This is a genomic window from Pseudomonas citronellolis (assembly GCF_900112375.1).
In the GTDB taxonomy this organism is placed as follows: Bacteria; Pseudomonadota; Gammaproteobacteria; order Pseudomonadales; family Pseudomonadaceae; genus Pseudomonas; species Pseudomonas citronellolis.
Genome location: NZ_FOLS01000008.1, coordinates 1 through 19,447 on the forward strand (window position 1 = coordinate 1; position 19,447 = coordinate 19,447).

The following is a 19,447-nucleotide window of genomic DNA, read 5'->3' on the forward strand; positions in this document are numbered from 1 at the left end:
CGTTCGGCCTCTTGCGCCGAGTCTCCTTGTAGGAGCGGGCCCTGCCCGCGAATCGCGCGCAGGGCGCGCTCCTACAGGGGAATGGCGTGGGTGGGATAGCGTAGGAGCGGACTCCGTCCGCGATTTTCGGCAACCGGCGAACACCCTCCGCGAGCAGGAACTCGCTAGGCATCCCGCAATTCGAATCGCGGGAACAGCGCTTCCAGCTCGCCCCACAATGCCGCCGCGCCTTGCGGGGCCGGCGTTGCAATGAGTTGCGGGTCGAGCTGGCGTCCGCTGCGGGCCAGCTGCACCACGAAGTTTTCCACGCCCACCCCACGCAGGCGCGTGGCCAGGCGCCGCAGCCGCTCCAGGTCGAACAGTTGCCAGTGCACCGTGGTCCGGCATTCGTAGGCCACGCCGCTTTCCAGCAGCAGTTCCAGGCTGCGCCAGTTGGCCTGGCCGCTGCGGGGCACGCCGGTGATGGCGTCGCTGTCCTCGGCCAGGGCCTTCACGTCGAACCCCACCCAGTCGGTGTGCGGCAGCGCCCGGGCGAAGGCGCGCGGCTGGATGCCGGCGCTGTGCAGGCCGGCGCGCAAGCCCATCTCGCGCACCTTGGCCATGGCCCCGGGCAGCGCGGCCTGGAGGGTCGCTTCGCCGCCGCTGAACACCACGGCCTGCAGCAGGCCCTGGCGCCGCTGGAGGAAGGCCAGGACGTCCGCCCAGCGGATTTCCACCTCGCCGCGCGCCGGGATCAACTGCGGGTTGTGGCAGTAGCGGCAGCGCCAGGCGCAGCCCTGGCAGAACAGCACGCAGGCCAGCAGGCCGGGGTAGTCGAGGGTGGTCAGGGGCACCAGGCCCCCGACCCTGAGCTCAGCGCTCATCGCGTCTCGCGGAAGTGGCAGCGCTCGCGGTGCTCGGACTGCTTGCCGGCGTTGAAGGCCGACACCGGGCGGTGGTAGCCCATCACGCGGGTCCAGACTTCGCAGCGTTGGCGTTGGCGTTGGCGTTGGCTTTCGGGCAGTTGGTTGGCTTTCATCGGTAGAGCTCCTTTCTTGCGGTTGGTGAAGCGGGGTGTCGCCGGCTCAGCCGCCGCAGCTGCCGCAGCAACTGGCGGCGCGTTGTTGCAGCAGGGCTTCGTCGCACTTCGGGCAGAACTCGTGTTCGCCGGCGAGGTAGCCGTGCACCGGGCAGATGGAGAAGGTCGGCGTGACGGTGAGGTAGGGCAGGCGGAAGCGCCCGAGGGCGTTGCGCACCAGGGTCTTGCAGGCCTCGGCGCTGGAGATGCGCTCGGCCATGTACAGGTGCAGCACGGTGCCGCCGGTGTACTTGCATTGCAGGGCGTCCTGCAGCTCCAGCGCCTCGAAGGGGTCGTCGGTGAGGCCCACCGGCAGCTGCGAGGAGTTGGTGTAGTAGGGCGCTTCCGGCGTGCCGGCCTGGAGGATGTCCGGGTGGCGCTTGCGGTCCTCGCGGGCGAAGCGGTAGGTGGTGCCCTCGGCGGGCGTCGCCTCCAGGTTGTAGAGGTGGCCGCTGTCTTCCTGGAAGCCCACCAGGCGCGCCCGCACGTGGTCCAGCAGTTCCAGCGCCATCTGCCGGCCGGCCTCGTTGTGCAGGCCTTCGCGGTCGCCGGTGAAGTTGCGGACCATCTCGTGCAGGCCGTTCACGCCGATGGTGGAGAAGTGGTTGCGCAGGGTGCCCAGGTAGCGCTTGGTGTAGGGGTAGAGCCCGGCGTCCATGTGCTGCTGGATGACCTTGCGCTTCACCTCCAGGCTGTCGAAGGCCAGCCCCAGCAGGTAGTCCAGCTGGCGGTGGAGCCCGGCGAGGTCGCCGCGGTGGCGGTAGCCCAGGCGCGCGCAGTTGAGCGTCACCACGCCGAGCGAGCCGGTCTGCTCCGCCGAGCCGAACAGCCCGTTGCCGCGCTTGAGCAGTTCGCGCACGTCCAGCTGCAGGCGGCAGCACATGGAGCGCACCTGGTTGGGCTGCATGTCCGAGTTGAGGAAGTTCTGGAAGTACGGCAGGCCGTAGCGCGCGGTCATCTCGAACAGGCGCGTGGCGTTGTCGCTGTGCCAGGGGAAGTCGTGGGTGATGTTGTAGGTGGGGATGGGGAAGGTGAACACCCGGCCGTGGGCGTCGCCGGCCTGCATCACCTCGATGTAGGCGCGGTTGATCAGGTCCATCTCCGCCTGCAGCTCGCCGTAGGCGAAGGGCATTTCCTCACCGCCGACGTAGGGGATCTGCTCGCGCAGGTCCTCCGGGCAGACCCAGTCGAAGGTCAGGTTGGTGAAGGGCGTCTGGGTGCCCCAGCGCGACGGCACGTTGAGGTTGTAGATGAATTCCTGGATGGCCTGGCGCACTTCGTCATAGCCGAGGCCGTCCTTGCGCACGTAGGGCGCGAGGTAGGTGTCGAAGGAGCTGAAGGCCTGGGCGCCGGCCCACTCGTTCTGCAGGGTGCCGAGGAAGTTCACCATCTGCCCGAGGGCGCTGGACAGGTGCTTCGGCGGCCCGGCCTCGACCCGCCCCGGCACGCCGTTGAGGCCTTCGTTGAGCAGGGTGCGCAGCGACCAGCCGGCGCAGTAGCCGGCGAGCATGTCGAGGTCGTGGATGTGCAGGTCGGCTTCGCGGTGGGCGGCGGCGATGGCTTCGTCGTAGACCTCGTCCAGCCAGTAGTTGGCGGTGACCTTGCCGGAGACGTTGAGGATCAGCCCGCCCAGGGAATAGCCCTGGTTGGCGTTGGCGCGCACCCGCCAGTCTTCCCGCGAGAGGTATTCGTTCATCGAGGCGGCGACGTCCACCAGCGTCTTGCGCTCGCGGCGCAGGCGGCCGTGGCGCTCGCGGTAGACGATGTAGGCCCGCGCGGTGGGGTAGTGCGCGGCTTCCATGAGGATGCGCTCGACCACGTCCTGCACCTGTTCCACGTCCAGCTCGCCCTCCGGCAGGCGCACCAGCACGCGGCACGTCAGCGCCTGGGCATGGGCGGCGGTGAACTCGCCGCTGGCCTCGCCGGCGGCGGCGATGGCGCGTTCGATCTTGCTCGGGTCGAAGGGGGCGGTGGCGCCATTGCGCTTGCGCAGGCGGGTGGGGAAAGGGGCGTTCCGTGTCTGGGTCATTGGGCTGGATTCCACAACATGATGTGTTTTGAATTTTCAAGACAACAAGATGTTGTGGAATCTAACGGCGTCGCCCGGGAAAGGATTGACCTCGGTCAATGTTCGGCGCCGGAGGGTTTTCGCCATCGGAGGTATTGACCGGCTGGGTCTGGTGTTTGTGTAGGAGCGAGCTTGCTCGCGAACGGAGCTTGCGGGTGGCTACGGTGTGTCGGGTTGACTCCGTACCCTCACCCCAGCCCTCTCCCGGAGGGAGAGGGGGCCGTTCGGCGTGGGCGGATAGTTCAGCGTCAGCCGGTGAGTTCGTAGGGCGCATAACCGTTCGCGGTTATGCGCCGTTGGCCGTGCCGCCGAGGTGTCCGGTGGCACGGCTTCTCGTAGGAGCGAGCTTGCTCGCGAATGAGCCCCGCAGCGGAGTGTGTTCGCGAGCAAGCTCGCTCCTACGAAGAGCCCCTCACCCCAGCCCTCTCCCGGAGGGAGAGGGGGCTGTTTGGCGTGGGCGGGGGGATGCAGCGTCAGCCGGTGAGTTCGTAGGGCGCATAACCGTTCGCGGTTATGCGCCGTTGGCCGGGCCGCCGGGGTGCCCGGTGGAACGGCTTCTCGTAGGAGCGAGCTTGCTCGCGAATGAGCCCCGCAGCGGAGTGTGTTCGCGAGCAAGCTCGCTCCTACGAAGAGCCCCCTCTCCCGCAAGCGGGAGAGGGGGCTAGTCCGTGCCGAGAGGAGGGCGGTTTCAGCTTGCAGCCACGGTGCTTGCCGGCTAACTGCAAACTACCCAAGCACACCGAACGGTTCCCTCTCCCTTCAGGGAGAGGGTTAGGGAGAGGGCGCTCTTAAGCCCCATGCCTACAGTCACAGGAAAACACACCAACCCATCCTGCGAAGAGCCCTCGGCGCAGCGATACCCATCATCAGCGCTTGCGAATCGCCACGCGCCGCGGCTTGAGGCCGCCTCCCGCGTCGGTGGCGCCGTCCTGCACAGGCTGCAGCCTGGCCCGCGCCGCGTGCAGTTTCTTGTAGCTGTCGATCAGCCGCAGGTGCCTGTCCAGCCCTTCCAGCTTCATGCTGGTCGGCGTCAGGCCGTGGAAGCGCACGCTGCCGTCTACTGAGCCCAGCGCCGCGTCCATCCGCTCGTTGCCGAACATGCGGCGGAAGTTGGCCTCGTAGTCGGCGATCTCCAGCTCGTCGTCCAGCACCACCTCCAGCACCACGTTCAGGGCCTGGTAGAACAGGCCGCGCTCGACGGTGTTGTCGTTGTACTGGAGGAAGGCCTCCACCAGCTCCTTGGCCTCTTCGAAGCGCTGCAGGGCGAGGTGGATCAGCAGCTTCAGTTCGAGAATGGTCAGCTGGCCCCAGACCGTGTTGTCGTCGAACTCCACGCCGATCAGGGTGGTGATGTCGGTGTAGTCGTCCACCTCGCAGTTCTCCAGGCGTTCGAGCAGTGCCTCCAGCCGCGCGTCGTCCAGGCGGTGCAGGTCGAGGATGTCCTCGCGGAAGGCCAGCGCCTTGTTGGTGTTGTCCCAGACCAGGTCCTCCACCGGGTAGATCTCCGAGTAACCGGGCACCAGGATGCGGCAGGCCGTTGCGCCCAGGTGCTCGTACACCGCCATGTACACTTCCTTGCCCAGGTCTTCGAGGATGCCGAACAGGGTGGCGGCTTCCTCGGCGTTGGACTCCTTGCCCCGGCCGGAGAAGTCCCACTCGACGAATCCGAAGTCGGCTTTGGCGCTGAAGAAGCGCCACGACACCACGCCGCTGGAGTCGATGAAGTGCTCGACGAAGTTGTTCGGCTCGGTCAGCGCCTGGCTTTCGAAGGTGGGCGGCGGCAGGTCGTTCAGGCCTTCGAAGCTGCGGCCCTGGAGCAGTTCGGTCAGGCTGCGCTCCAGCGCCACCTCCAGGCTGGGGTGGGCGCCGAACGAGGCGAACACGCCGCCGGTGCGCGGGTTCATCAGGGTCACGCACATCACCGGGAAGCGGCCGCCCAGCGATGCATCCTTGACCAGCACCGGGAAGCCCTGTTCCTCCAGGCCGCGGATGCCGGCGAGGATGCCGGGGTACTTGGCCAGAACTTCCTGCGGCACGTCCGGCAGGGCCAGTTCGTTTTCGAGGATTTCGCGCTTCACCGCGCGCTCGAAGACTTCCGACAGGCACTGCACCTGGGCTTCGGCCAGCGTGTTGCCGGCGCTCATGCCGTTGCTCAGGTAGAGGTTCTCGATCAGGTTGGAGGGGAAGTACACCACCTTGCCGTCGGACTGGCGCACGAACGGCAGCGAGCAGATGCCGCGCGCCACGTTGCCCGAGTTGGTGTCGTACAGGTGCGAGCCGCGCAGCTCGCCGTCGGGGTTGTAGATGGCCAGGCAGTGGGCGTCGAGGATTTCCGCCGGCAGCTCGTCCTGGCGGCTGGGCTTGAACCAGCGCTCGTCGGGGTAATGGACGAAGGGCGCGTTGGCGATGTCCTCGCCCCAGAACTGGTCGTTGTAGAAGAAGTTGCAGTTCAGCCGCTCGATGAACTCGCCCAGGGCCGAGGCCAGCGCGCTTTCCTTGGTCGCGCCCTTGCCGTTGGTGAAGCACATCGGCGACTGCGCGTCGCGGATGTGCAGCGACCAGACGTTGGGCACGATGTTGCGCCAGGAGGCGATCTCGATCTTCATACCCAGGCCGGCGAGGATCGCCGACATGTTGGCGATGGTCTGCTCCAGCGGCAGGTCCTTGCCTGGGATGTAGGTGCGCGAGTCCGCATCGGCGCTGGGCATCAGCAGCGCCTGGGCGTCGGCGTCGAGGTTTTCCACTTCCTCGATGACGAACTCGGGCCCGGTCTGCACCACCTTCTTCACCGTGCAGCGCTCGATGGAACGCAGGATGCCCTGGCGGTCCTTTTCCGAGATGTCCGCCGGCAGCTCCACCTGGATCTTGAAGACCTGCTTGTAGCGGTTCTCCGGGTCGACGATGTTGTTCTGCGACAGGCGGATGTTGTCGGTGGGTATGTTGCGCGTCTGGCAGTACAGCTTGACGAAGTAGGCCGCGCACAGCGCCGACGAAGCCAGGAAGTAGTCGAACGGACCCGGTGCGGAGCCATCGCCCTTGTAGCGGATGGGCTGGTCGGCCACCACGGTGAAATCGTCGAACTTGGCTTCGAGCCGAAGGTTATCTAAGAAATTAACCTTTATTTCCATGCGGGTTTACCACGACAAAAAATGAGATGAATAACCCGTCATTGTAAGCGTTTTGCGCAGCGCTCCGCCCGTTCGCCCGTCCGACGCGCTACTGCCCATCCGTGCGCTGATAGCGCGCGGCCGCCCGTTGCACCCAGCCCTCGTCGAGCATCTGCCGCAGCGCGCCTTCGATCAGCTGGCGCTCGGCCGTCAGCGGGCGCTGGTGGGAGAAGCCGAGGTAGAGCTCGGTGCGGCTGTCCGGCTGGAAGCGGGTGCGCACGATCTGCCTAGCCAGTTGCGGGTCGCGCAGTTCGTAGTCCACCTGGCAGTCGGTGCCTATCACCAGTTGCAGGCGGCCGAGGGAGAGCATCTGCAGCAGTTGCGTCTCGTTGTTCACGCCGAATTTCTTCAGGCGCTTGTCGGAGTCGAAGGGTTCGAAGTAGGCGGATTCCAGCACGTAGCCGATGGTGGGGCCGAGCAGGTCGTCGTAGCGGGCGATGCGCGGCGCCTCCTGCGGCGAGGCGTACAGGCGCGGGGCGCAGGCGTAGTAGGGCTGCGGCAGGTAGTCGATGTACTGCTCGCGCTCCGGGGTGCGCGCCAGGCCCGTCATCAGGTCCGCCGCGCCGCTCTGCAGGGCGGCCAGGCCGCGGGCCCAGGGCGCGCGGTGCACTTCGAAGCGCAGGCCGGTGCGCTTTTCCAGCTCGGCCAGCAGGTCCATGTCCAGGCCGGTGATGCGGCCGTCGGCGCCTTCGATGCGAAAGGGCGGCCAGTAGTCGGTCATCACCCGCAGCGGCGCGTGTTCGCTGGCGCCGGCGCTGGCCGCCAATGCCAGCAGCAACAGGCCGCCGCCCAGCCTGCAGCGGCGCCAGGCGCGGACGACGGACACGGCGAATCTGGCGAAGGGCTGGCAAGGCATACCGGCTCCCGGAACTGGAATGGGTGGCGAAGTCGGCGGCTCCCTTGCCGAGGGGCGGTGCGCGCCCCGGAGCGTTCGGTCGGCGGATTCGCCCTCAGGCGACGTCGCAGAATCCTTCCGAATTACCTGAAGGATAGCCCTCTGCCGCTACGTTGCAGAATGCCCGGCGGAAATGGAGAGGCGTAGGCGCTCGGGGTCGCCATCAAGTCCGAAGTACCTTGCGTGCAGTCGAAAGAACTCGCTGTGCGGAGAGTCATGATGACTTCAGTGGCTTTCAACACCTTGAAAAGCTGAGGGTTTCACCCTGGCACGGAAGTTGGTGATGGTTCCTGGCGCCGGTGTGTGAATCCCCGCGCCAGGCGTATCCCACTGACGACCATCAGGAGCATGTACATGCCAAGCAATGATTCCAGGTCCCCCCTTGCGGTGATCACCGGCGCCGGTTCCGGCATCGGCCTGGCCGTGGCCCGGCGGCTGCTGCGCGAGGGCACCCGGGTAGTGGCCATGGCCCGGCGCGAGGTGCCGCCGGCCGAACTCGACGAGGCCGGCGGCCACTTGTGCTGGTTGAGCGGCGACGTCACCCGCGCCGAGGACCTCCAGTGCCTGGCGGACCTGGCCCGGGAACTGGGGCCGGTGGACTACCTGCTGCCCAATGCCGGCATCGCGCAACTGGCCGACGGCCTGGACCAGGCGGCGTTCCAGCGGCAATGGGCGGTCAACGGCGCCGGCGCGCTGAACACCCTGGCCGCCCTGCGCGGGCAGATGGCGCGGCCGTCTTCGGTGGTGTTCATCGGCACCTTCCTGTCTCAGGTGAGCTTTCCGGGGCTGGCCGCCTACATCGCCTCGAAGTCCGCGCTCAAGGCCCAGGCGCGCACCCTGGCGGTGGAGCTGGCGGGCGAGGGCATCCGCGTCAACGTCGTATCGCCCGGGCCCACGGCGACGCCGATCTGGGGCACCCTGGGGCTGGACGACGAGGCCCTGGGCAAGGTCGCCGCCAGCGTCAACGGGCGCCTGCTGGACGGCCGCTTCCTGGAGGCGGAGGCGGTCGCCGATGCGATCCTCTTCATGCTCTCGGACCAGGCCCGCGGCATCCACGGCCAGGACCTGGTCGTCGACAACGGCTACACCCTGCGCTGAAACCCGCCTGCGCCGCCCCGCGCGGCGCAGGTCGCAGGCTTGTGCCAAGCGCGCCGCTCTGCTTGCATGTCCGCCCAGGACGCAATGTATCCAGGAGCACGCCATGGCGCAGAACATCTACGACAACCCCGACTTCTTCGCCGGCTACACCCAACTGCCGCGCCAGGTGCACGGCCTGGACGGCGCGCCGGAGTGGCCGCGGCTGCGCGCCATGCTGCCGGCGCTGGCCGGGGCTCGGGTGCTGGACCTGGGTTGCGGCTTCGGCTGGGCCGCGCGCTGGATGCGCGAGCAGGGCGCGGCCACGGTGCTGGGCATCGACCTGTCGGAGAAGATGATCGAACGGGCCCGCGCCGATACGCCGGACGCGGCCATCGAATACCGCCGGGCCGACCTGGAGACCCTGGAGCTGCCGGCGGCCGCCTTCGAGCTGGCCTACAGCTCGCTGACCTTCCACTACCTGCGCGATTTCCCGCGCCTGGTGCGCATGCTCCAGCGTGCCCTGGTGCCGGGCGGCTCGCTGGTATTCAGCATCGAGCACCCGATCTACATGGCCGCCGCGCACCCCGGCTGGCTGGCGGACCAGGATGGCCGCAAGACCTGGCCGGTGAACCGCTACGCGCTGGAGGGCGAGCGCCGCACCGACTGGTTCGCCAAGGGCGTGCTGAAGTACCACCGCACCCTGGCCACCACCCTCAACACGCTGATCGGCAACGGCTTCGCCATTCGCGAAATGCACGAGTTCGCCCCCGACGCGGAGCAACTGGCGGCATGGCCGGCGCTGGCCGAGGAGCTGGAGCGGCCGATGCTGCTGTTGGTGGGCGCCCGCCGCCTGGAGGGTTAGCGTCGCTCAGGGCTCCTGCGGCCAGTGCCCGTCGATCTCGTACCAGCTCGCCCTGGACGCGGTGTAGATGTGCTTCTGGCTGGCGCAGTGGAAGTCGCTGTCCAGGGTGCCCAGGGCCACCGCGATCCAGTCCGGGTAGTCGCCCTGGCTGTCCGACCAGAACAGCGTGGCGCCGCACTGGCCGCAGAACTGGCGGCTGACCGAGGGCGAGGAGTGGAAGGTCTTCAGCAGCTCGGCGCCCTGCAGGCTCAGGGCGCTGCGCGGCACGCTGCCGTAGGTGGCGAAGGCGGCGCCATGGCCCTTGCGGCACTGGCTGCAATGGCAGTGCGAGACCGCCTTGGGCGGCGTCGACAGCTGGTAGCGGATATGGCCGCAGAGGCAGCTGCCGTGGAAGGTTTCGCTCATGTTCACGCGTCCCGGGGGTGGAAGAAGACCCGGCGCGCCAGCGGTCGGGGACGGCATCATAGCCTGGCCGCCCCCGGCGTGCCCGCTAGGCGCTCTCCGCCGGCTCCTTCAGCGCCTCCTGCACCAGCGGGTGCAGGTCGGCCTCCGGGTGCTGCGCCAGCCAGGCCGCCAGGTCGCGGCGCATGGACGGCGTCCAGAAGCTCTGCAGGTGCTGGCGCACGCCACGCACGGCCAGTTCGCGGTCGGCTTCGCTGGCGAAGTACTGGCCGATCTGGTTGGCCATCTTGACCAGGTTGTCGATGCTCATCGGCGCACCTCGGCTTTCTCGGCGTGGCGGCGTTCCTTCAGCAGGCGGCGCTGTTCGTCGCTGAACGCCTGGTAGCGCTTCTGCCATTCCGAGGGCTGGAAGACGCGCACCACTTCCACCGCGGTGACCTTGTATTCCGGGCAGTTGGTGGCCCAGTCGGAGTTGTCGGTGGTGATCACGTTGGCGCCGGACTCGGGGAAGTGGAAGGTGGTGTAGACCACCCCCGGCGCCACCCGCTCGCTGACCTTGGCGCGCAGCACCGTCTGCCCGGCGCGGCTGCCCACGCCGACCCAGTCGCCGTCGGCGATGCCGCGGCTCTCGGCGTCGCTGGGGTGGATCTCCAGGCGGTCCTCGGGGTGCCAGGCGACGTTGCCGGTGCGCCGCGTCTGGGCGCCGACGTTGTACTGGCTGAGGATGCGCCCGGTGGTCAGCAGCAGCGGGTAGCGGTTGTTGACCTTCTCGTCGGTGGGCACGTAGCCGGTGAGCATGAAGCGCCCCTTGCCGCGCACGAACTGGTCGATGTGCATGGTCGGGGTGCCGTCGGGCGCGGCGTCGTTGCACGGCCACTGCAGGCTGCCGTGGCGGTCCAGCTCGGCGTAGCTGACGCGGGCGAAGGTGGGCGTCAGGCGGGCGATCTCGTCCATGATCTCGGACGGGTGCCGGTAGTGCATCGGGTAGCCCAGGGCGTTGGACAGCGCCATGGTCGCTTCCCAGTCGGCCTTGCCGCCCAGCGGCTCCATCACCTTGCGCACCCGCGAGATGCGCCGCTCGGCGTTGGTGAAGGTACCGTCCTTTTCGAGGAAGGAGCTGCCCGGCAGGAACACGTGGGCGAACTTGGCCGTCTCGTTGAGGAAGATGTCCTGCACCACCACGCATTCCATGGCCGACAGGGCAGCGGTGACGTGCTGGGTGTTGGGGTCGCTCTGGGCGATGTCCTCGCCCTGGCAGTACAGCGCCTTGAAGCTGCCGTCCAGGGCCGCCTCGAACATGTTGGGAATGCGCAGGCCCGGCTCGGGCAGCAGGCTCACGCCCCAGGCCTGCTCGAACTGGCTGCGCACGTCGGCGTTGGAGATGTGCCGGTAGCCGGGCAGCTCGTGGGGGAAGGAGCCCATGTCGCAGGAGCCCTGGACGTTGTTCTGCCCACGCAGCGGGTTCACCCCCACGCCCTCGCGGCCGACGTTGCCGGTGGCCATGGCGAGGTTGGCGATGCCCATCACCGCGGTGCTGCCCTGGCTGTGCTCGGTGACGCCCAGGCCGTAGTAGATGGCCGCGTTGCCGCCGGTGGCGTAGAGCCGCGCGGCGGCGCGGATCAGTTCGGCGGGCACGCCGCACACCGGGCCGAGCACTTCGGGGGCGTTCTGCGGCTGGCTGACGAAGTCGCGCCAGTGGGCGAAGTCGGCCGCCTCGCAGCGCTGCTCGACGAAGCGCTGGTTCACCAGGCCCTCGGTGACGATGACGTGGGCCAGGGCGTTGAGCATGGCCACGTTGGTGCCCGGGCGCAGCTGCAGGTGCAGCTCGGCGCGGGCGTGGGGCGAATCCACCAGGTCGATGCGCCGTGGGTCGATGACGATCAGCCGCGCGCCCTGGCGCAGGCGGCGCTTGAGCTGGGAACCGAACACCGGGTGGGCGTCGGTGGGGTTGGCGCCCATCACCAGGATGACGTCGGCCTGCATCACCGAGTCGAAGCTCTGGGTGCCGGCGGACTCGCCCAGGGTCTGCTTCAGGCCGTAGCCGGTGGGCGAGTGGCAGACGCGGGCGCAGGTGTCGACGTTGTTGTTGCCGAAGGCGGCGCGCACCAGCTTCTGCACCAGGTAGGTCTCTTCGTTGGTGCAGCGGCTGGAGGTGATGCCGCCGATGGAGTCGCGCCCGTACTTGAGCTGGATGCGGCGCAGTTCGCCGGCCGCGTGGTTCAGCGCCTCTTCCCAGCTGACTTCCTGCCAGGGGTCGCTGATGCGCTGGCGGATCATCGGCTTGGTGATGCGCTCGGGGTGGGTGGCGTAGCCCCAGGCGAAGCGGCCCTTGACGCAGGCGTGGCCGTGGTTGGCCTGGCCGTTGCGGTCCGGGACCATGCGCACCAGTTGCTCGCCCTTGAGTTCGGCGCGGAACGAGCAGCCCACGCCGCAGTAGGCGCAGGTGGTGACGACGCTGCGCTCCGGCTGGCCCAGCTGCACCACGCTCTTCTCCATCAGCGTGGCGGTCGGGCAGGCCTGCACGCAGGCGCCGCAGGACACGCACTCGGAGTCGAGGAAGTCGTCGCCGCCGGCCGCCGCCACCCGCGAGTCGAAGCCGCGGCCGTCGATGGTCAGGGCGAAGGTGCCCTGGATTTCCTCGCAGGCGCGCACGCAGCGGTTGCAGACGATGCACTTGCTCGGGTCGTAGTCGAAGTAGGGGTTGGAGACGTCCTTGGCCTCGCTCAGGTGGTTGGCCCCGGCATAGCCGTAGCGCACCTCGCGCAGGCCCACCTGGCCGGCCACGGTCTGCAGCTCGCAGTTGCCGTTGGCCGGGCAGGTCAGGCAGTCCAGCGGGTGGTCGGAGATGTACAGCTCCATGACGTTGCGCCGCAGCGTCGCCAGCTTCGGCGTCTGCGTGCGCACCACCATGCCCTCGGCCACCGGCGTGGTGCAGGAGGCGGGGTAGCCGCGCATGCCGTCGATTTCCACCAGGCACATGCGGCAGGAGCCGAAGGCTTCCAGGCTGTCGGTGGCGCAGAGCTTGGGAATGCTGGTGCCCAGCAGCGCGGCGGCGCGCATCACCGAGGTGCCGGCGGGCACGCTGATCTCGCGGCCGTCGATGCTCAGGCTGACCTGCGCCTCGCTGTCGCGGGGCGGGGTGCCGAGGTCGACGATGTCGGTGGAGGGATCGAAGAGGTTGATCACTGGTCGGCCTCCGTGTGCGCCAGACCGAAGTCGGCGGGGAAGTGCTTGAGGGCGCTGGTCACCGGGTAGGAAGTCATTCCGCCCAGGGCGCAGAGCGAGCCGTATTGCATGGTGTCGCAGAGGTCCACGAGCAGCCGCGCCTGTTCCTCGCGGGCGCCGAGGTCGGTGGCGGCGATCAGCCGGTCCACCACCTCCACGCCGCGGGTGGAGCCGAGCCGGCAGGGCGTGCACTTGCCGCAGGATTCCTCGGCGCAGAACTGCAGGGCGAAGCGGGCCATGCGCGCCATGTCCAGGCTGTCGTCGGCCACCACCACGCCGCCGTGGCCGAGCATGGCGCCCATGGCGGCGAAGGCCTCGTAGTCCAGCGGGGTGTCGAACTGCGCCGGCGGCACCCAGGCGCCCAGCGGGCCGCCCACCTGCGCCGCCTTCAGCGGGCGGCCGCTGGCGGTGCCGCCGCCGTAGCCTTCCACCAGCTCGCGCAGGCTCAGGCCGAAGGCGCGTTCCACCAGGCCACCGTGGCGCACATTGCCGGCCAGCTGGAAGGGCATGGTGCCCAGCGAGCGGCCCATGCCGAAGTCGCGGTAGAACTGTGCGCCACGGGCCAGGATCACCGGTACCGAGGCCAGGGTGAGCACGTTGTGCACCAGCGTCGGCTGGCCGAACAGGCCTTGCAGGGCCGGCAGCGGCGGCTTGGCGCGGACCACGCCGCGCTTGCCCTCAAGTGAGTCGAGCAGGGCGGTTTCCTCGCCGCAGATGTAGGCGCCGGCGCCCACCCGCACCTGCAGGTCGAAGGCGCGGCCGCTGCCCAGCACGTCGGCGCCCAGGTAGCCGGCCTCGCGGGCGATGGCCAGGGCCTGCTCCAGGGTGTCGATGGCGTCCGGGTATTCCGAACGCACGTAGATGTAGCCCAGGCTGGCGCCCACGGCGAGGCCGGCGATGGCCATGCCCTCGACCAGCAGGAAGGGGTCGCCCTCCATCAGCATGCGGTCGGCGAAGGTGCCGGAGTCGCCTTCGTCGGCGTTGCACACCACGTATTTCGGCGTGGCCGGGGCCTCGCGCACGGTGCGCCACTTGATGCCGGCGGGGAAGGCTGCGCCGCCGCGGCCGCGCAGGCCGGAGTCGAGCACCGCGGCGACCACCTCGGCGCCGTCCAGGGCGATGGCTTGCTGCAGGCCGGCGAAGCCGCCGTGGGCGCGGTAGTCCTCCAGGGACAACGGCCGGGTGATGCCGGCGCGGGCGAACAGCAGGCGCTGCTGGCTCTTCAGGTAGGGGATGTCCTCCACTGGCCCCAGGGCCAGCGGGTGAGGGGTGGCGTCGGCGGCCAGGGCGTCGAGCAGGGCGGGCACGTCCTGCTCGCTGAGCGGGCCGAAGCCCAGGCGGCGGCCGTCGGCGTCTTCCACTTCCAGCAGCGGTTCCAGCCAGTAGAGGCCGCGGGAGCTGGTGCGGCGCAGTTCCAGCGGCAGTTGCCGGCGCTCGGCCTCGCGGGCCAGGGCGGCGGCCACTTGTTCCGCGCCCACGGCGCGGGCGACGGAGTCGCGGGGGAGGAAGAGCTTCAGCATGCGCCATCCTCCAGGCAGCCGTTGACCAGCTCGCGCAGGCGCTCGGCGGTGAGCCGCGCGTGCAGCCGGCCGTCCAGCTCCAGGGCCGGCGAGCAGGCGCAGGCGCCCAGGCAGTACACCGGTCGCAGGCTGATGCTGCCGTCGGCGCTGGTGCCGTGGTCGTCCAGCGCCAGCTGTTCGCGCAACTGCGCGGCCAGGCGCTCGGCGCCCATGCTCTGGCAGGACTCGGCGCGGCACAGGCGCAGGGTGTGGCGCGCCGGCGGCGCGGTGCGGAAGTCGTGGTAGAAGCTGATCACCCCGCGCACCTCGGCCTGGCTGAGGTTGAGGGCATGGGCGATTTCCGCGACGGCGAGGTCGGGAACGTACCCGCAGCCGTCCTGGATGGCGTGGAGGATCGGCAGCAGGGCGCCGGGGGCGTCCTTCTCGCGTGCCAGCACGTCGTGGATCAGGGGCAGGTGAAGCGTCTCATCAGGCATACAGCGTACCTCGGCATCGCGGACCGGCCTGCCTTGGCGGCAAACCTCCGGTGTCTTCGGCTGCGGCGTACCGTCCACGTCACGGCTGCGTGGTTCACCCGGTCGCCATCCCTGCCGCCGGCCGGGTGTCTTGACGCACCGGTCCGGGGGCATCCTGCAAGCTTGCCATCCTGCTCGCCCGGGGTTTGCACCCAAGCGACCCGGCGCATCCTGAAACCGACCTGCGCCCTGGCCCGGCGTCTTCCCTATTAGCGGGTTTAGCTGCTGCGCCGGCGCGGCGCCAGGGGTTGCCGATCGGCGGAAGCGCCGGGGCAACAGCGAATCAACAGTTGTTGCTCAGATAACAACAAGCCGCCCGCTTCAGGCCGCGCAAACCGGCCCGGCGGCCGCTGGAATGGTTATTGCTCGGCCTTGCGTGCAGTTCAATTTCGCCGGCCGGGCCCATGGCGGCCGCGGCCGAAGGTTCATTGCCGGGGCGGCGCCCGCCTGAAGGCCGCCCCGACCGACGAGGGATCCCGTGTGAGCGCCAACCAGCAAAGCCGCATCCTCAACCCTTTGCAGATCGCCCGCCAGCTGGCCGCCGGTTTTGCCGAGAACGCCGCCGAACGCGACGAGCGCGGCGGCACGCCCAAGGCCGAGCGCGACGCCATCCGTCACAGCGGCCTGCTGGCCCTGAGCATTCCCGGCGCCTTCGGCGGCCATGGCGCGGACTGGTCGCTGACCCTGGAGGTGGTCCGCGAGTTCGCCCGGGCCGACAGTTCGGTGGCCCACGTGTTCGGCTTCCACCACCTGATGCTGGCCACCGTGCGCCTGTTCTCGCGCCCGGAGCAGTGGCAGCCGTGGTTCGAGCTGACCGCGCGCAAGAACTGGTTCTGGGGCAATGCCCTGAACCCGCTGGACACCCGCACCCAGGTGAAGTGGTTCGACGGCTGGTGCGAGTTCTCCGGCAAGAAGAGCTTCTGTTCCGGCGCCAACGACTCGGAGATGCTGATCGCCTCGGCGGTGGACGAAAGCGCCGGCGGCAAGCTGCTGATCGCCGCGCTGCCCAGCGGCCGCAGCGGCATCGGCGTGCACGACGACTGGGACAACATGGGCCAGCGGCAGACCGACAGCGGCAGCGTGACCTTCGAGCGGGTGCGCGTGGAGCGCTCCGAGCTGCTGCTCGACCCGGGCCCGCTGAGCACGCCCTTCGCCTGCCTGCGCCCGCTGCTGGCGCAGCTGATCTTCGCCCACATGTTCCTCGGCATCGCCGAAGGCGCCTTCGAGGAGTTCCGCGGCTACACCCTCAAGGAGGCGCGGCCCTGGTTCCGTTCCAGCGCCGAGCGCATCAGCGAGGACCCGTACGTGCTGCGCCACTACGGCGACTTCTGGGTCGGCCTGGAGGGCGTGCGCCTGCTGGTGGAGCGCGCCGCCGCGCAGTTCGACGCGGCCTGGGGCAAGGAGCAGCGCCTGGGCGCCGAGGAGCGCGCGGAGCTGGCCGTCGCCATCGGCACCGCCAAGGTCGCCGCCACCCGCGTGGGCCTGGAACTCTGCAGCCGCCTGTTCGAAGTCACCGGCGCCCGCGCCACCCACGCGGCGCTGCGGCTGGACCGGCACTGGCGCAACCTGCGCACCCAGAGCCTGCACGACCCCCTCGATTACCGCGTCCAGGAGCTTGGCGCCTGGGCGCTCAACCGGCAGCGACCTTCGCCCACGTTCTACTCGTAAGGAAGCCCATGCAACTGCTGACCCTCCCACCCAACCCGACACTGGCCACCTCGATCCGGGCAACCGCACAGGTCTTCGAAGACCCGAAATCGCAGGCGCTTCTCTCCCATCTGCAACAGGTCGCCCCCAGCGAGGCCAGCGTCCTGATCATCGGTGAGACCGGCACGGGAAAGGAGCTGGTCGCACGTCACATCCACAATTTGAGCGGCCGGCGCGACCGGCCCTTCGTCGCGGTGAACTGCGGGGCCTTCTCCGAATCCCTGGTGGAGGCCGAGCTGTTCGGCCACGAGAAGGGCGCCTTCACCGGCGCTCTCAGTGCCAAGGCTGGCTGGTTCGAGGCGGCCAACGGCGGCACCCTGTTCCTCGACGAGATCGGCGATTTGCCGATGCCCATCCAGGTCAAGCTGCTGCGCGTGCTGCAGGAGCGCGAAGTGGTGCGCCTGGGCTCGCGCAGGGGCATCCCGATCGACGTGCGGGTGCTGGCGGCCACCAACGTGCAACTGGAGAAGGCGATCAACGCCGGGCATTTCCGCGAGGACCTGTACTACCGCCTCAACGTCGTCACCCTGCAGCTGCCCGCGCTGCGCGAGCGGCGCGGCGACATCCTGCCGCTGGTGCGGCATTTCATCGGCACCTACGGGCGCAAGCTCGGCTTCGAGGCGGTCGACCTGAGCGAGGTGGCGGCGCGCAAGCTGGCGGAGTACGACTGGCCGGGCAACATCCGCGAGCTGGAGAACGTCATCCACCACACCCTGCTGGTCTGCCAGGGCGGCCGCATCGAGGCCGACGACCTGCGCCTGCCGGGGCTGCGCCCGGAACGCCTGGAGGGCGCGACCGGCGCCGACGAGCCGCTGGAAGCGCAGCTGGAACGCGCCTTCCTGCGCCTGTTCCGCGAGCGCGGCGGCGACGTGCATGGGCAGGTGGAAAGCCTGCTGGTGCGCGAGGCCTACCAGTTCTGCCATGCCAACCAGGTGCACACCTCCGACCTGCTGGGGCTCAGCCGCAACATCGTCAGGGCCCGGCTGATCGCCGCCGGCGAACTGGTGGTGAACAAGCGCCGCACGCCGGCGCCGTTGGCCAGCCGTATCGTGCGGCTGTCGATCTGAACTGGGCGGAAGAGGACGGGCGAGCACAGCTTTTCGTAGGAGCGAGCTGGCTCGCGAACGGGGCTCCCTGGGGCTTCGGTGCCAGCCAAGAGCACCCTCTCCCCAGCCCTCTCCCTGAAGGGAGAGGGGGCTTGTCCGTGCCAACGGGAGGAATGGCCTACGCCGGATACTTCGTGCTTGCCGGCTAACTGTGGAATACCCCCAATACGCCGAACAGTCCCCTCTCCCTTCAGGGAGAGGGTTAGGGAGAGGGGCAGAGCCAGCCCGATGCACCGGCACAACCGGGAAGCCTCGTTCGCGAGCAAGCTCGCTCCTACGAAGAGCACTTCGGCGCGGCTGGGGGACAGTCATTCCTGCGCCCTCCGGCAAACACACGCTCCCGTAGGAGCGGACTCCGTCCGCGATCCATGGCGCCGGCCCTGCCGGCGCAATCGCGGATAAATCCGCTCCTACAGGTAAACGTGCACCCCGTAGGATGGGTATTGCTTCGTGCGATACCCATCCTACGAAGCTACTCATACGGGCGGGCACGGCTTTTCGTAGGAGCGAGCTTGCTCGCGAACGAGGCTTCCCGGGGCTTCGGTGCCAGGAGCAAGAGCACCCTCTCCCCAGCCCTCTCCCTGAAGGGAGAGGGGGCTAGTCCGTGCCAACGGGAGGAATGGCCTATGCCGGATGCTTCGTGCTTGCCGGCTAACTGTGGAATACCCCCAATACGCCGAACAGTCCCTTCTCCCTTCAGGGAGAGGGTTAGGGATAGGGGCGGAGTCAGCCCGATGCACCGGCACAACCGGGAAGCCCCGTTCGCGAGCAAGCTCGCTCCTACGAAGAGCGCTTCGGCGCGGCTGGCGTCTGTCATGCCCCGCGCGGGCGGCGGCCGGGGACGAAGTGGGTAGGGTCGTTGTAGCCCGGCGTGGAGGCGTGGCCGGGGGTGACCAGGGCGTCGACGAAGGCTTCGTCCTCGGCGTCCAGGCGCACGTCCAGCGCCTTCAGGTAGTCCTGCCATTGCTCCTCGGTGCGCGGGCCGACGATGGCTGCGCTGACCAGGGCGTTGTTCAGCACCCAGGCGATGGCGAATTGCACCACGCCGACACCACGCGCCTCGGCGTGGGCCTTCACCTTCTGCGCGATCTCCAGGGACTCCGCGCGCCATTCGGTCTCCAGGATGCGCTTGTCCTGGCGCCCGGCGCGGCTGTCGGCGGCCGGCTCCACCCCCGGCAGGTACTTGCCGCTGAGCACGCCGCGGGCCAGCGGGCTGTAGGGCACCACGCCCAGGCCGTGGAATTCGGCGGCGGTGAACTGCTCGGTCTCGGCCTGGCGGTTCACCAGGTTGTACAGCGGCTGGCTGGCGATGGGCCGGGGCACGCCCAGGCGCTCGGCCACGTGGACCACCTCGGCGATGCGCCAGCCGCGGTAGTTGGACAGCCCCCAGTGGCGCACCTTGCCTTGGGCGATGGCGTCGCCGATGGCCGCGACCGTCTCCTCCAGCGGCGTCTGCGGGTCCTCGCGGTGCAGGTAGTAGAGGTCCAGGTAGTCGGTGCCCAGGCGCTTGAGGCTGGCGTCCAGGGCCGCGGCGATGTGCTTGCGGCCCAGGCCGCGGCGGTTCGGCCAGGCGTCCGCCGGGCCCATGCCGACCTTGGAGGCCAGCACCCAGTCGTCGCGGCGCGCGGCGATGGCCTGGCCGACGATCTCTTCCGAGCGCCCGTCGTTGTAGACGTTCGCGGTATCGATGAAGTTGATCCCGCGTTCCAGCGCCTGGTCGATGATGCGCCGCGAGGCGGCGGCGTCGGTCTGGCCGCCGAACATCATGCTGCCCAGCGCCAGGGGGGAGACCTGCAGGCCGGAGCGGCCCAGGGTTCGGTAGTTCATGTCGCTCTCCGGTTGGGAA

General features: G+C 69.0%; 15 protein-coding genes. 4 read left to right on the plus strand and 11 right to left on the minus strand.

Going from position 1 to position 19,447, the window contains the following annotated elements:
• Positions 1-164: 164 nt before the first annotated feature.
• From BM060_RS09335 to BM060_RS09355, 5 genes are all read right to left on the minus strand, one after another.
• On the minus strand, positions 165-863 hold the full coding sequence (locus BM060_RS09335) for an anaerobic ribonucleoside-triphosphate reductase activating protein (RefSeq protein ID WP_074979411.1): 699 nt from the start codon (positions 861-863) through the stop codon (positions 165-167).
• Positions 860-1,018, minus strand: a complete 159-nt coding sequence (gene nrdD / locus BM060_RS09340) for an anaerobic ribonucleoside-triphosphate reductase (protein WP_074979413.1) — start codon at positions 1,016-1,018, stop codon at positions 860-862. Before nrdD ends, BM060_RS09335 begins: the two co-directional genes overlap by 4 nt.
• A gap of 46 nt (positions 1,019-1,064) precedes the next feature.
• Positions 1,065-3,086 carry a ribonucleoside triphosphate reductase gene (locus BM060_RS09345; RefSeq protein ID WP_074979415.1) on the minus strand — a complete coding sequence of 674 codons (2,022 nt, stop codon included), beginning with the start codon at positions 3,084-3,086 and terminating at the stop codon, positions 1,065-1,067.
• A gap of 905 nt (positions 3,087-3,991) precedes the next feature.
• The gene (locus BM060_RS09350; RefSeq protein WP_074979417.1) at positions 3,992-6,253 is read right to left on the minus strand and encodes an OsmC domain/YcaO domain-containing protein; all 2,262 of its coding nucleotides are present in this window, start codon (positions 6,251-6,253) and stop codon (positions 3,992-3,994) included.
• Positions 6,254-6,341: 88 nt separating this feature from the next.
• Positions 6,342-7,148: a substrate-binding periplasmic protein gene (locus tag BM060_RS09355; protein WP_135499795.1), complete on the minus strand. Its 807-nt coding sequence runs from the start codon at positions 7,146-7,148 to the stop codon at positions 6,342-6,344.
• Between the two features lie 393 nt (positions 7,149-7,541).
• On the opposite strand from BM060_RS09355, the gene BM060_RS09360 reads away from it, so the two are divergent.
• A complete protein-coding gene (locus BM060_RS09360) occupies positions 7,542-8,285 on the plus strand; it encodes an SDR family NAD(P)-dependent oxidoreductase (RefSeq protein ID WP_061561373.1) in 744 nt (247 codons plus the stop codon).
• Positions 8,286-8,388: 103 nt separating this feature from the next.
• On the plus strand, positions 8,389-9,126 hold the full coding sequence (locus tag BM060_RS09365) for a class I SAM-dependent methyltransferase (protein WP_074979419.1): 738 nt from the start codon (positions 8,389-8,391) through the stop codon (positions 9,124-9,126).
• A 6-nt stretch (positions 9,127-9,132) separates the two neighbouring features.
• Here the strand turns inward: BM060_RS09365 and BM060_RS09370 are convergent, their stop codons facing one another.
• The 5 genes from BM060_RS09370 to BM060_RS09390 form a co-directional block, all read right to left on the minus strand.
• Positions 9,133-9,531 carry a GFA family protein gene (locus tag BM060_RS09370; RefSeq protein ID WP_043266559.1) on the minus strand — a complete coding sequence of 133 codons (399 nt, stop codon included), beginning with the start codon at positions 9,529-9,531 and terminating at the stop codon, positions 9,133-9,135.
• An 85-nt stretch (positions 9,532-9,616) separates the two neighbouring features.
• A complete protein-coding gene (locus tag BM060_RS09375; protein ID WP_074979421.1) occupies positions 9,617-9,838 on the minus strand; it encodes a formate dehydrogenase subunit delta in 222 nt (73 codons plus the stop codon).
• The gene (gene fdhF, locus BM060_RS09380) at positions 9,835-12,714 is read right to left on the minus strand and encodes a formate dehydrogenase subunit alpha (RefSeq protein ID WP_074979423.1); all 2,880 of its coding nucleotides are present in this window, start codon (positions 12,712-12,714) and stop codon (positions 9,835-9,837) included. Before fdhF ends, BM060_RS09375 begins: the two co-directional genes overlap by 4 nt.
• Entirely contained in the window at positions 12,711-14,273 is a 1,563-nt protein-coding gene (locus tag BM060_RS09385) for an NADH-ubiquinone oxidoreductase-F iron-sulfur binding region domain-containing protein (protein ID WP_074979425.1), read from the minus strand. Before BM060_RS09385 ends, fdhF begins: the two co-directional genes overlap by 4 nt.
• Complete coding sequence (locus BM060_RS09390) at positions 14,267-14,749, minus strand: formate dehydrogenase subunit gamma (protein ID WP_074979427.1); 483 nt, start codon at positions 14,747-14,749, stop codon at positions 14,267-14,269. The genes BM060_RS09385 and BM060_RS09390 overlap by 7 nt, the downstream gene beginning before the upstream one ends.
• Before the next feature lie 519 nt (positions 14,750-15,268).
• Here BM060_RS09390 and BM060_RS09395 point away from each other — a divergent pair.
• Positions 15,269-16,456, plus strand: a complete 1,188-nt coding sequence (locus tag BM060_RS09395) for an acyl-CoA dehydrogenase family protein (RefSeq protein ID WP_074979429.1) — start codon at positions 15,269-15,271, stop codon at positions 16,454-16,456.
• An 8-nt stretch (positions 16,457-16,464) separates the two neighbouring features.
• Positions 16,465-17,562 carry a sigma-54 interaction domain-containing protein gene (locus BM060_RS09400; protein ID WP_074979431.1) on the plus strand — a complete coding sequence of 366 codons (1,098 nt, stop codon included), beginning with the start codon at positions 16,465-16,467 and terminating at the stop codon, positions 17,560-17,562.
• Positions 17,563-18,414: 852 nt separating this feature from the next.
• Here BM060_RS09400 and BM060_RS09405 read toward each other — a convergent pair.
• Entirely contained in the window at positions 18,415-19,428 is a 1,014-nt protein-coding gene (locus tag BM060_RS09405) for an aldo/keto reductase (protein ID WP_074979433.1), read from the minus strand.
• Between the last annotated feature and the right edge of the window lie 19 nt (positions 19,429-19,447).

Coding starts and splice junctions, on each gene's coding strand:
- BM060_RS09360 (WP_061561373.1), top strand. CDS start 7,542: ATGCCAAGCAATGATTCCAGGTCCCCCCTTGCGGTGATCACCGGCGCC.
- BM060_RS09370 (WP_043266559.1), bottom strand. CDS start 9,531: ATGAGCGAAACCTTCCACGGCAGCTGCCTCTGCGGCCATATCCGCTAC.
- BM060_RS09355 (WP_135499795.1), bottom strand. CDS start 7,148: ATGCCTTGCCAGCCCTTCGCCAGATTCGCCGTGTCCGTCGTCCGCGCC.
- BM060_RS09375 (WP_074979421.1), bottom strand. CDS start 9,838: ATGAGCATCGACAACCTGGTCAAGATGGCCAACCAGATCGGCCAGTAC.
- BM060_RS09335 (WP_074979411.1), bottom strand. CDS start 863: ATGAGCGCTGAGCTCAGGGTCGGGGGCCTGGTGCCCCTGACCACCCTC.
- BM060_RS09345 (WP_074979415.1), bottom strand. CDS start 3,086: ATGACCCAGACACGGAACGCCCCTTTCCCCACCCGCCTGCGCAAGCGC.
- BM060_RS09350 (WP_074979417.1), bottom strand. CDS start 6,253: ATGGAAATAAAGGTTAATTTCTTAGATAACCTTCGGCTCGAAGCCAAG.
- BM060_RS09385 (WP_074979425.1), bottom strand. CDS start 14,273: ATGCTGAAGCTCTTCCTCCCCCGCGACTCCGTCGCCCGCGCCGTGGGC.
- BM060_RS09405 (WP_074979433.1), bottom strand. CDS start 19,428: ATGAACTACCGAACCCTGGGCCGCTCCGGCCTGCAGGTCTCCCCCCTG.
- BM060_RS09400 (WP_074979431.1), top strand. CDS start 16,465: ATGCAACTGCTGACCCTCCCACCCAACCCGACACTGGCCACCTCGATC.
- BM060_RS09390 (WP_074979427.1), bottom strand. CDS start 14,749: ATGCCTGATGAGACGCTTCACCTGCCCCTGATCCACGACGTGCTGGCA.
- BM060_RS09365 (WP_074979419.1), top strand. CDS start 8,389: ATGGCGCAGAACATCTACGACAACCCCGACTTCTTCGCCGGCTACACC.
- nrdD (WP_074979413.1), bottom strand. CDS start 1,018: ATGAAAGCCAACCAACTGCCCGAAAGCCAACGCCAACGCCAACGCCAA.